Raw genomic sequence first — 11,439 nt, 5'->3', positions numbered from 1 at the left:
CCAAGGGGATGGAAGCCTTACCAGGAGGTTATTTCAGGCATTTCAGCCTTATTTCACTCCCGAACGAATCGCACATTCAACACCACTGTACCGCGATCGCGACGCTTACAGTAGGTTGACCTGAGACGGAAGTGGAATCCATCCCACTCCGTCACTCGACCCGAACCCATTCAGACGTTTACACCGATATGAGCAGAATCGAAACTCGCACCGAACCCATGGTCATCAACATGGGACCCCACCACCCCTCCATGCACGGGGTACTGCGGTTGATTGTCACCCTCGACGGGGAAGACGTGGTGGACTGCGAACCCGTCATCGGCTACCTGCACCGGGGAATGGAAAAAATCGCCGAAAACCGCACCAACATCATGTACGTCCCCTACGTCAGCCGTTGGGACTACGCCGCCGGAATGTTCAACGAAGCGGTGACGGTGAACGCCCCGGAAATGTTGGCCGACATCGAAGTTCCCAAACGCGCCCAGTACATCCGGGTGATCATGCTGGAACTCAACCGCATCGCTAACCACCTATTATGGCTCGGCCCCTTCCTCGCCGACGTCGGCGCCCAGACCCCCTTCTTCTACATCTTCCGGGAACGGGAAATGATCTACGACCTCTGGGAAGCCGCCACCGGTTATCGGATGGTCAACAATAACTACTTCCGCATCGGCGGCGTGGCGGCGGACCTGCCCTATGGCTGGGTGGACAAGTGCCACGACTTCTGCGACTACTTCCTCCCCAAAGTGGACGAGTACGAAAAGCTGATCACCAACAACCCGATTTTCCGCCGCCGCATCGAAGGACTCGGAACCATCACCCGGGAACAGGCGATCAACTGGGGGCTCTCCGGCCCGATGTTGCGGGCGTCCGGCGTCAAGTGGGATCTGCGGAAAGTGGATCACTATGAATGCTATGACGATTTCGATTGGGATGTCCACTGGGAAACGGCGGGAGACTGCATGGCTCGGTATTTAGTCCGAATTCGGGAAATGCGGGAGTCGGTTAAAATTCTTCGCCAAGCCCTGGACGGACTGCCGGGGGGCCCCTACGAGAACTTGGAAGCCAAGCGGATGATGGAAGGACCCAAATCTGAGTGGAACGGTTTCGACTACCAATTTATCGGCAAGAAAATCGCCCCCACGTTCAAAATTCCCGAAGGCGAACATTACGCCCGGGTCGAAAGCGGCAAGGGCGAATTGGGGATTTATATTATCGGCGACAACAACGTTTTCCCCTGGCGGTTCAAGATTCGGGCGGCGGATTTCAACAATTTGCAGATTTTCCCGGACTTGGTGAAGGGTGCGAAAGTTGCCGATGTCGTGGCAATTTTGGGAAGCATCGATATTATTATGGGGTCGGTCGATCGCTGATCGTTGTTTTTCCAAAAGGCGACCGCCCTAAATCCCCCTTCGTAGATAAGGGGGACTTTGAGATCCCTTTAAGGGGGGCCGGAACGGAGGGCGCGGGGATGCGATCGCCGTTTACCGCAGTTTGCAGTTGCAGATCGTACCGCCCAGGTTTCTGTTGGCCTTTCAGCATTGACGAAGAAACCGCGTTGGAGTCCGAAACCGGGTTTCTAGGAGCGTGTTGGGTTCCCCGCTCAGATGTTGGTAGAAACCCGGTTTCTAGGTTGAAGCAAGCATCACTCAAATCGCTATCTTTTAAAAAGCAATTCGTCAGGACGAAATGACTCAAATCCAACCCGCGCAAATTCACATTGATCGCACCCCAGCCGTTGGCGGATACTAACATTTTTGGTCGAGTTGCGGTAGGATGAATATTGATCGGCTTTCGGGTCGGTATGCGATCGGTGAATTGGACGATTGGAGGCGCGATGGTCAGCTTGCATCCCGAGCAATCTTATATTACGATTAACGGTGTCGATCACTATTACGAGTGGGTGGGAACGCCGCACAGTCCCGAGAGCTCCAAGCCGGTGATGGTGTTCGTGCACGGCTGGGGGGGCTCGTCCCGCTACTGGGAAAGCACGGCGCGATCGCTCGGCGATCGCTTTCACTGCCTCCTCTACGATATGCGCGGCTTCGGACGTTCCAACCGCCTCCCGGAAGGGGAAGATCGCAGCTACGAATTGATCGAATATGCCGAAGATTTAGCCATCCTTTTGGATACCCTAAATCTCGATAAAATTTATCTGAACGCCCACTCGATGGGCGCCTCCGTCGCCGCCATTTTCCTCAACCGCTATCCGGAACGGGTGGAACGGGCGATTTTGACTTGCAGCGGTATTTTTGAATACGATGAAAAATCATTCAACACCTTCCACAAATTCAGCCGCTACGTCGTCATGTTCCGCCCCAAATGGATGGCGAAACTGCCGCTCATTCACAAATTCTTTATGGCGCGATTCCTGCACCGTTCCCTCCCGAGCCCCGTCAGTCGCGCCTTTTTGGAGGATTTCTTGTTGGCGGATTTCGGGGCGGCTTACGGAACCGTTTTGACCTCCGTCAGCAAAGAGGCGACGGAATGGTTTCCCAAGGAGTTTAAAAAATTGACCGTCCCCACGTTGTTGGTGGCTGGGGAATATGACCAAATTATTCCGGCGGATATGGCGAAACAGGCGGCGACTCTCAATCCAAACGTCCAGTTGGAGATTTTGAACAATACCGCCCATTTCCCCATGTTGGAGGATGAGAAAATGTACTTGCAACGGGTGTTGAAATTCCTCGATCGCGACCTTTCCGCCGCCGACTCCAAACCGCCTTCGGATGCGATCGCCTGACCGGATCTCGCGATTTTAAAAAAAAAAATTAAGAAATGTTAAAAATTTTCGACTTTTTTTCGAGGGGGTTGATTTTTGACTTGACTTGCGGTATTATTTTTTTATAATGGGAGTGGTGACAAAAATAATATTTTTACAACCACTCCCATTATGGGGGATAATGTCAATATTTTATCGCCCATCGCCACCCCTTGTCAACCCCCCTCGCGCCTTTTAAAGTCCGGAAAAAATTTAAAAAATTTGGGAATCGGGAATCGGGAATAGGGGATCATATCAGATCCAATTATTTGGCTGCACTCATATCAAGTCCGTTTAAATACGGACACTTAACGTCGAGAAAAGGCAATAGGCAAGAGGCAATAGGCAAAAGTTTGAAGCCGCTTCAGAAGATGGCATCCAGGAATCATAACTGTTTGAGCGGACATGATATAACTCCCCAATCATCGATCGATGATTTGAGCGGGTAGGGGCGTCAGGCTTGCGCCCTCCGGAATTGATTTCCAAGCGGTCTTGATATCCAACCCGTTTTGTCCCGAGCATTCAACCAGATTTGATCTAAGAAACTGTTGGGAAATCGCTCCCAAGCTGATAGCTGATAGCTCACTCGCCGCCATCGGAAGTGACCGTTTTTTGGTTCGCCTGAAGGTTGCGAAACCAGCGCGATCGCCTGATATTTTGAATCACCATCGTCACCCCGGTAATCAACATCCACAGCAAGCCCAACCCGTTCAAAAGAACGTAAATCGGTTCCCAAGTCTGTCCCAAATATTCCCCTTCATGAATCACCATCAAAAAGTGAACCTGATCCCGCGACAGGCCGAACCAACTTTTCCCGAGGCGGTAAATCACCCCAGTAAAAACGGTGACAAATAGCGGTAGCATGACAATGGGAGCCATCGTGGCGTGGAGTTGTCTGAACTTGGCAAAATTCATAATCTCAAACCCAAAAAGTTGTTATAGTTGAGCGGCAGATGTAGGGGCAGTTCGCGAACCGACCCCACCGGGGAATTGATTTCCAGGCGGCTTTGATATTCGACCGGATTTGATACAAATCGCACTCTTGCAGCTATCATACCGTGTGGGGGGGAGCGGAGGGGTTCCAGGAGGCGACCGGAAGCAGAGTCCGTCAACGGTCAAGCAACGGTCAAGGGGAGGGAGCTTCGGTCAAGCGGAGCCCCCCATTCCCCATTCCCCATTCCCAATAGTGCTACAGTTGACGGACTCTGGGCGGCCGAGAGCGTTACGATAGGGGATGCACCGAGCGAATCGGTTCCCGACCTTTCTGACGCGATCGAGACGGATCAAGATGCCCTTCAACAAATCCAAGCTTCTCATTGCCGCTGCCGCGATCGCCTGTACCGGCACTGTGGCGGTTCTCGTCTATCTGAGGACCCTGCGGGTGCAGGCTTACCGTCCCGAGGAAAGCGCCAAACTCGTCCCCGACGAAGCGCTGATGGCGACGTTCATCTCGCCCGACTCGTCCTCCCTCCAGCATTTGAAGCGATTCGGGACCCGGGCGACCCGCAACCAAGTCGATCGCATCCTCTCCAACTTCAAACGGCAGAGTTTGGCGGGGACGCCCCTGGATTTCGATCGCGACCTGAAGCCGTGGATGGGGGGGCTGATGGTGAGCGTGCTGCCGCCGGAGGACCCCGAACAGGGCGGGGATTCCCACCTGCTGATGATTTTGGCGATCCGCAACCGTTTCAAGGCGAGTCAGTTGGCGAACCGATTGAATTCCCAAACCGGAATTCAACATCAAGGGCGAGACTATCGGGGCATCACCATTTCCCAATATACCGAGGAGGGCGGAAAGCGCTACAGCATCGCCACCATCGGCGATCGCGTCTTGGTAGCCGCGACAGCCGAACCCATCGAGCGGGCGATCGACACCCTGCGGGGGGAACCCTCCCTAGCCGACGTCTGGGGGAGCGAAGACTTATTTTTCCACGACATCGCCGTTCCCAACCCCCTGATGACGATCTTCATTGCGGACTATGCCGGATTTGTGGAGCAAGCGGCCGAATTATCGGGGGAATCTTGGCGATCTTGGGGTGCCGTCTCCCGACTCACCCCCGTCGAGTCTGCCGCCATCGGCGTCGGCGTGGATGGGGAGGGGTTGCGCCTCAAAGGGGTGATGCGGCTGCAACCCCCGCCGACTTCGCCCGAATCCCCCCCCGAAGTGGGGGAATTGGTGGCCCGATTTCCCTCAGAAACCATCGCTTTGATCAACAGCCAGGGCATCGATCGCCTCTGGTCGCAACTGGTCGCCGGGGCGCCGGAAAATCCCCCGGTGCGGGACTTCGTGCGCCAGGTGCGGCGGGGTTTGCGGGCCCTCGACCTGGATGCCGACGGGGAGGTTTTCGGCTGGATGGACGGGGAATTTGCCCTGGGGGCGATCGCCTCCGACGACGGCATTCTCGCCCCTTTGGGGTTGGGCGGTGTCTTGTTGTTGGAAACGGGCGACCGCCCCCAGGCCGATGCCACCCTGGAGCAACTCGATGCGATCGTGGCCGAAAGCAACCCCCCCGTCGATGTCGAACGGCGCACCATTCAGGGGGTGGAGGTCACGGAATGGAACGACCCCGAACAGGGGACCCTGTTCGGACACGGGTGGCTGACCCCCGATACCCTGTTCGTCGCCTTCGGCGGCCCGGTGGTCGAAACGATCACACTCGTTCCCAATCCGAATCTCCCCGAAAATCCCAGATTTCAGAGGATCACCGAATCGTTACCCCGAGCCAATCACAGTTATGTTTATCTGGATATGGAGCATCTGGTGTCTTGGGCGACCGGTTACCTGCTGGCGGCGCCGGCCGTGGCTGTCGAACCCAAAACCCTGACGCTCCTCAATTCGATTCGCGGTGTCGGGATCAGCGCCGCCCGACCGACGAGCGATCGCATCGAAGTCGAAGTCTTGCTGGCCCTCAAACCCAAAAGAAATTGAAAAGTTATTGGTAAAAGCCCGTTGATGGGTAGGATTGAAACAGAAACCGTCACAGGGCGTGCATCAACCACCGTCGCGGCTGACGGTCGGCTCGACTTTTAACCGTCCCACTTTCCCCTCCGAAAGCCTCAACAATTCGAGCTCAAACTGTCGCCTCTAAACCGAAAAATTTTTGCTTTTTTCACATTGGCTGGACATCATGCGTATTCTGATCTATTCTTACAATTACTATCCCGAACCTATCGGCATCGCACCGTTGATGACCGAACTGGCCGAAGGGTTGGTCCGGCGGGGACACCAGGTGCGGGTCGTCACCGCCATGCCCAACTATCCCGAGCGCCAGATCTACGAAGGTTATCGGGGCAAGTTGTATTTGAACGAGGAGAGAAACGGAGTCCACATTCAGCGCAGCTTCGTTTGGATTCGGGGGCCGAAACCGGGTTTGAAAGCCCGGTTGATGTTGGACGGGAGTTTTATTTCCACCAGCATCCTCCAGGCTTTTCGGGGGTTCCGCCCGGACGTGATTTTCGCTACGGTGCCGCCCCTGCTGGTGTCCCTGCCGGTGAGCTTGTACGCTTGGGTGCGGCGCTGTCCGGTGGTGCTCAACCTCCAGGATATCGTTTCGGAAGCGGCGATGCGGGTCAAGTTGGTGGAGTCCGAAAGTCCGATCCTGCGGGTGGCGCGATCGGTCGAACAGTTGACCTATCAAAATGTCAGCCGGGTGAGCGTGATCGCGGAAGGGTTCAGAGATAAATTGCTCGAGCAGGGCATTCCCAAAGAAAAAATTATTTATATTCCCAATTGGGTGGATACGGATTTTATCCGACCCCTGCCGAAGCCGGAGAATTCGTTTCGGAAAGCCCACGGGTTGACCGATAAATTCGTGGTGCTGTACTCGGGCAATATCGCCCTGACTCAGGGGTTGGAAACGGTGATCGAAGCCGCTTCCAAGCTGCAACACATTCCCGAAATTGCGTTTGTCATTGTGGGAGAAGAAAGGGCACTCGGAAACCTGCGAGACTTTTGTCGCGCCCAAAATGCCGGGAACGTCTCACTCCTGCCCTTCGAGCCCCGGGAGCGGTTGCCGGAAATGTTGGCGGCGGCGGACGTGAGCCTGGTGGTGCAGAAACGGGATGTGACCGCCTTCAACCTGCCCTCGAAGATCCCGGTGATCCTGGCCAGCGGTCGGGCGATAGTGGCATCGGTCCCCGATACGGGGACGGCGAGGGTCGCCGTCCTCGAGAGCGGCGGCGGGGTCGTGATTCCCCCGGAAGATGCCCAGGCGATGGCCGATACCCTTTTGGAACTGTACCGCGATCGCCCCCGGGTCGAAGCCCTCGGCCGCAAGGGACGGCAATTTGCCGAAGACTGTTTCAGCTTCGAGCAGGCTTTGAATCAGTACGAGGCCCTGTTCGCGACGGTGGCCGGCGTCGAGTCTTAACTCGAGATCGGGTGTGGGGTGTCGGGGGGGGACGGAGAGATTAAGAAAAACCGGGGTCCGAAAAACGGATCGAGATTTGAGTTGCTAAAATATCACCATCAATGTAACCCGTCCCACTCGCAATGCCGTAACGTCAGGGGGAATTCGATCGCTTAATGTTGAACAATGCCCACGCTCAATCCGCCGACGGCTCCGCCGTCGCCACCGACCTCGGAGATCAGACCTTGGCCACCGCCATCGCCGCGGCCCGGGCGGCAGAAGACCGCAAAGGAGACCAGATCGCGCTGCTTCGGGTCACGGAAGTGTCTTACCTGGCCGATTACTTTTTGATCGTGACCGGTTTCTCCAATACCCAAGTCCGGGCCATCTACCAGGCGATCGCCCTTCATGTTGAGGAGCAAACCCAGCGACTCCCACTGAGAATTGAAGGCCAGGGCGAAGGATCTTGGGTGCTGGTGGACTACGGTGACCTGATCGTTCACATCCTCCTCCCGGAAGAACGGGAGTTCTACAACCTGGAAGCGTTCTGGGGCCACGCCGAACGGGTGGATTGGTCGGAATGGGTTTGAAAGATCGGCCGGCAGACGCAGCGATCGGAAGATGCCGCGATCGGCCGGAGTGCCGGATGTCGTCTGACGGTCGCCGATTCGCTATCATTAAGTTTTGATGCCGATGACAGGCTCGAATCCCGATTCAAAACGATAAGATCCCGAGCGCCGAAAAGACGATGAAAAAGGTTTCAGTTTCAGTCTGTCCCGTCCCGTCCGAACAGCTTCCCATCAACGAATACCAGGAACTCAAGGGGTCTTGGCCGTTCCACTGGGTGACGTTGGCCTGGCCCCAATATCTCCGGAAACTGGCCTGGGTGTGGGGGTGGAGTTGGCTGATTTTCGCCCCGGTGGCGGCGGCGAGTTTTTCACCCCAGCAGGCCCCGGTGCAGTTCGTGTTGAGTGCGGGGGCCGGTTCGAGTTTGATTCTGACCCTGGTCGTCCTGCGGTTGTACCTGGGCTGGTGGTACATCCGATCGCGCCTGAACAGTCCGACGGTATTTTACGAGGAGTCCGGGTGGTACGACGGCCAAACTTGGCCGAAAACCCCGGAATTCGTCGTCCAGGATCGCCTCATTTTGAATCATCAAGTCCGCCCCCTCCTAGACCGACTCCGACAGACGTTCTACGGTCTGGGGACGATTTTGGCGATCGGGGGGTCGATTTGGATCGGCTACAACGGCGCGATCGCGGGCTGAATTTTGACGATCAATCACACTATTTTGAAGACGACATGACAAGGGGAAAACGGATACAGGCAACGGAATTGGAAGTGAGACTGTTGCGGGAAGGAATTACGGAAGCCGTCCATCGCATCCAAGCGACCGTCTGCGATAACCGGGGGCGAATTCTATTTGTCGCCGGCCACCCGGATACGGGGACTTTCGTGCGTTCCGCGCTCAAACCCTTCCAAGCTCTGGCCGTGACGAATACGGGGACCTTGGAGCGCTACGACCTGACAGACCGGGACCTGGCGATCGTGTGCAGTTCCCATCACGGCGACATTGAACAGGCACGGCAGGCGTTCAACATCCTGTGGCGGTGCGACATCGACCCCTCTCACCTGCAGTGTCCGACACCGCCCGGGAAGCGCAGCCCCCTCCAACACGGCTGTTCCGGGAAACACGCCGGGATGCTGGCGGTGTGCCGGCAGCGACACTGGCCGCTGGAGACCTATTTGCAGCGCAAACACCCCGTCCAACAACTGATCATCTCCAAGGTGGGGGAGCTGCTGGGGATGCCCGGGGACGAATTCATCGGCGCCCGGGACGACTGCGGGGCACCGACCTATTACATGGAACTGTCCCAGATCGCGACGCTGTACGCCAAGCTGGCCTCGGGGGACAATTTGGATATGGAGCGGATCGTGCGATCGATGACCCACCATCCCGAGTTCGTCGCCTGGGAGGGACATTTCGACACGGAACTGATGCGACTCACGCAAGGGCAACTGGTCAGCAAGGCCGGGGCCGAGGGCGTCCAGTGCGTTGGCCGGGTCGGCGAGGGCATGGGACTGGCGATCAAGGTGATGGACGGGGCCAAACGGGCGAAGTACGCGATCGCCATCCACCTGCTCACCCAGATGGGTTGGATCAGCCCCGCGATCGCCGAAACCCTTGCGGAGCAGTTCATGAGCCTCAACGACTTCAAGCGGTTGGAGGTGAGCGGAGAATTAATGATGGTTTAGGGGTTGCGGTTTTGGAAAAAGTCATTTATAGTATATAGATGTGCCGCGGGGTAGAGCAGTCTGGTAGCTCGTCGGGCTCATAACCCGAAGGTCAGTGGTTCAAATCCGCTCCCCGCTATTTCTGAAAGCTCCAATCCGGCAATGGTTACAGCGCTTGACTCAATACGCTATGACCGTTTGTCTACTTAAAAATTACTCATAACCCATTCCTCACACAGGTTAATTGATGGGTCAATTGTTGATTAATCAATCAATTTTGACTAAAAAATCAAAACTCCCATCACAAAACTGAAAACCTGTCAAATCAGAGATTCACCTGTTATTCTCCCCCCCCTGGACGCGGCGGGAAATTCCGTGGCGGGGCTATTTTTGATCGAGGAAATGGCGCGATCGCTCGTTCTCAGCCTGTTTGACTGACGGAAGGAATCGTCCGGGGCGATCGCACGGACAAACCCGGAATAGTCAGTTGTACGGGGGGCAAACTCTTTTCCGAAATGGCCGTCTTTTGACGGTTGGGAGTGCCGGAAAAAATCTCTTGATTTATCATTTCCCGTATCAATTCTTTAACGACGGTCGTGGCGACGGAATTTCCGATCTGGCGATAGGCATCTGCGGTGGAAGGCGTTTTTTTAAAATTATCAGGAAAACCCATAATTTTATAACATTCTTCCAACGTCAATTTCCGCACCCGGTCTTCCTCGGGCAAATAAATAAAAAATCGGCCCGACGACTCCTGAGACGGTAAAGTGGGGTGAACTCCATCAACGGAATAAATCCGATTCGGTTGGCGGTGAACTCGCGATAAATGTTCGGTATTGGGGCGGACTCCTTTTTTCCAAATACTTTTATTTCTGTAACCGACAAAAATCAACCCCGAATCTTGTTGTTTGGGATTCTCGATCAGGGTGTATTCCTCCGGAGACAGATAATCGAAGTTATCTTGAGGCAATAAAAATTCTCTCAAGCGGGGAATGGGCGTTATTTTCGGCAACTTATAAAACTCAAACCGCTTATATTTCGAGCCGACGATAAAAACCCTTTCCCGGTTTTGGGGCAATCCGAAGTCTTTGGCGTTCAAAAGTTCGTGGCTGATGAAATAGCCCAAATTGCGGAGTTCATTTAAAATAATTTGAAACGTCTTTCCCTTTTCAATATGCAGCAAATGCTTGACATTTTCCAAAATAAAAACGTCTGGCTGCTTGTGTTTCAACAGTTCGCAGAGATAGAAAAAAATCGTCCCCCGTTGGTCCGAGAACCCCCGCCGCCTGCCGCAAATGCTGAAAGGCTGGCAGGGAAAACCGGCGGTTATCAGATCGACATCGGGAAGGGTGGAAAAGTCAATTTCCGAAATGTCTGCTTCCGGATATTCGCCGAAATTTTCATAATAAACTTGACGGCAAGATTCGTTGATTTCGCAAGAGTAAAGGCATTTCAATCCCGCCCGTTCGAGGGCGATTCTGAATCCCCCAATTCCGGCGAAAAGATCTGCGAAGGTGAAATCGGCCATTTCAAAAATTCAACTGTACAGTAATAAATTATATATCGTCTCAACACATTGATGTTGTCGGGCTGTCGAAACGCCACGACCCCGAATTGGAGATCCTCCAAAGTCTCAGGGAACCCTGCGATCGCAAAACCTACGGCGAAAAACTTCGGCAGGCTATAAACCGACTCGGGAAATCCGTGCGAACCGTGCAGCGTCTCATCATCGCGATCGCGTCGATGTCAAAAAATGTTACAATCTCAATCGGATTCTCGGCTTCGGGAAACGGCAACCTCAAAGTCTGAAAACGGTGAATAATCACGACGGATCGCAACCTGCGTTACGAGCAAAATTTAGCCGATCGCAAAATTGCCATCGTCATTTTGATGACGACCTCCCCGATCGCATCATGACAACATTCGATAGCACCAAGCTCCAACTCCCCAAAATTCTGGCAGATATTTTGGCAGGTAAGATCCAACTCCCAGACTTCCAGCGAGGATGGGTTTGGGACGATCGCCTGTTATTCTCCCCCCCTGGACGCGGCGGGAAATTCCGTGGCGGGATTATTTTTGATCGAGGAAATGGCG

General features: G+C 54.7%; 11 protein-coding genes and 1 tRNA gene. 10 read left to right on the top strand and 2 right to left on the bottom strand.

Features of this window, described 5'->3' with window-relative positions; genetic code table 11:
- The first annotated feature begins 188 nt into the window (after positions 1-188).
- Both LKE08_RS08725 and LKE08_RS08720 read left to right on the top strand, forming a co-directional pair.
- A complete protein-coding gene (locus LKE08_RS08725) occupies positions 189-1,373 on the top strand; it encodes an NAD(P)H-quinone oxidoreductase subunit H (RefSeq protein ID WP_324703828.1) in 1,185 nt (394 codons plus the stop codon).
- A 464-nt stretch (positions 1,374-1,837) separates the two neighbouring features.
- Positions 1,838-2,743, top strand: coding sequence for an alpha/beta hydrolase (locus LKE08_RS08720; protein WP_324703830.1), 906 nt, complete (start codon positions 1,838-1,840; stop codon positions 2,741-2,743).
- 600 nt (positions 2,744-3,343) lie between these two features.
- On the opposite strand, the gene LKE08_RS08715 is transcribed toward LKE08_RS08720, so the two are convergent.
- Entirely contained in the window at positions 3,344-3,640 is a 297-nt protein-coding gene (locus LKE08_RS08715; protein WP_324703829.1) for a PepSY domain-containing protein, read from the bottom strand.
- Between the two features lie 409 nt (positions 3,641-4,049).
- Here LKE08_RS08715 and LKE08_RS08710 point away from each other — a divergent pair, with 409 nt between their 5' ends.
- From LKE08_RS08710 to LKE08_RS08685, 6 genes are all read left to right on the top strand, one after another.
- Positions 4,050-5,690 carry a DUF3352 domain-containing protein gene (locus LKE08_RS08710; RefSeq protein WP_324703827.1) on the top strand — a complete coding sequence of 547 codons (1,641 nt, stop codon included), beginning with the start codon at positions 4,050-4,052 and terminating at the stop codon, positions 5,688-5,690.
- Positions 5,691-5,889: 199 nt separating this feature from the next.
- Complete coding sequence (locus LKE08_RS08705; RefSeq protein WP_324703826.1) at positions 5,890-7,131, top strand: glycosyltransferase family 4 protein; 1,242 nt, start codon at positions 5,890-5,892, stop codon at positions 7,129-7,131.
- A 155-nt stretch (positions 7,132-7,286) separates the two neighbouring features.
- Positions 7,287-7,700, top strand: coding sequence for a ribosome silencing factor (rsfS, locus tag LKE08_RS08700; protein WP_324703825.1), 414 nt, complete (start codon positions 7,287-7,289; stop codon positions 7,698-7,700).
- 158 nt (positions 7,701-7,858) lie between these two features.
- Positions 7,859-8,377, top strand: coding sequence for a CGLD27 family protein (locus LKE08_RS08695; RefSeq protein WP_324703824.1), 519 nt, complete (start codon positions 7,859-7,861; stop codon positions 8,375-8,377).
- A gap of 35 nt (positions 8,378-8,412) precedes the next feature.
- Positions 8,413-9,366 carry an asparaginase gene (locus tag LKE08_RS08690; RefSeq protein ID WP_324703823.1) on the top strand — a complete coding sequence of 318 codons (954 nt, stop codon included), beginning with the start codon at positions 8,413-8,415 and terminating at the stop codon, positions 9,364-9,366.
- 44 nt (positions 9,367-9,410) lie between these two features.
- Positions 9,411-9,484: transfer RNA gene (locus LKE08_RS08685), tRNA-Met, on the top strand.
- Positions 9,485-9,766: 282 nt separating this feature from the next.
- Here LKE08_RS08685 and LKE08_RS08680 read toward each other — a convergent pair.
- A complete protein-coding gene (locus tag LKE08_RS08680) occupies positions 9,767-10,873 on the bottom strand; it encodes a DNA cytosine methyltransferase (RefSeq protein ID WP_324703822.1) in 1,107 nt (368 codons plus the stop codon).
- A gap of 86 nt (positions 10,874-10,959) precedes the next feature.
- Between LKE08_RS08680 and LKE08_RS08675 the strand changes: the two genes are divergently transcribed.
- Both LKE08_RS08675 and LKE08_RS08670 read left to right on the top strand, forming a co-directional pair.
- Entirely contained in the window at positions 10,960-11,154 is a 195-nt protein-coding gene (locus LKE08_RS08675) for a hypothetical protein (RefSeq protein WP_324703821.1), read from the top strand.
- Between the two features lie 5 nt (positions 11,155-11,159).
- Positions 11,160-11,439 (top strand): hypothetical protein (locus tag LKE08_RS08670; RefSeq protein ID WP_324703820.1); only part of this gene is annotated, 280 nt, incomplete at its 3' end.

The organism is Lyngbya sp. CCY1209 (genome assembly GCF_035615495.1).
GTDB lineage: Bacteria > Cyanobacteriota > Cyanobacteriia > Cyanobacteriales > Microcoleaceae > Limnospira.
Note: the sequence above shows the minus strand (reverse complement) of the source record. Positions and strands in the feature narration are given on the sequence as shown.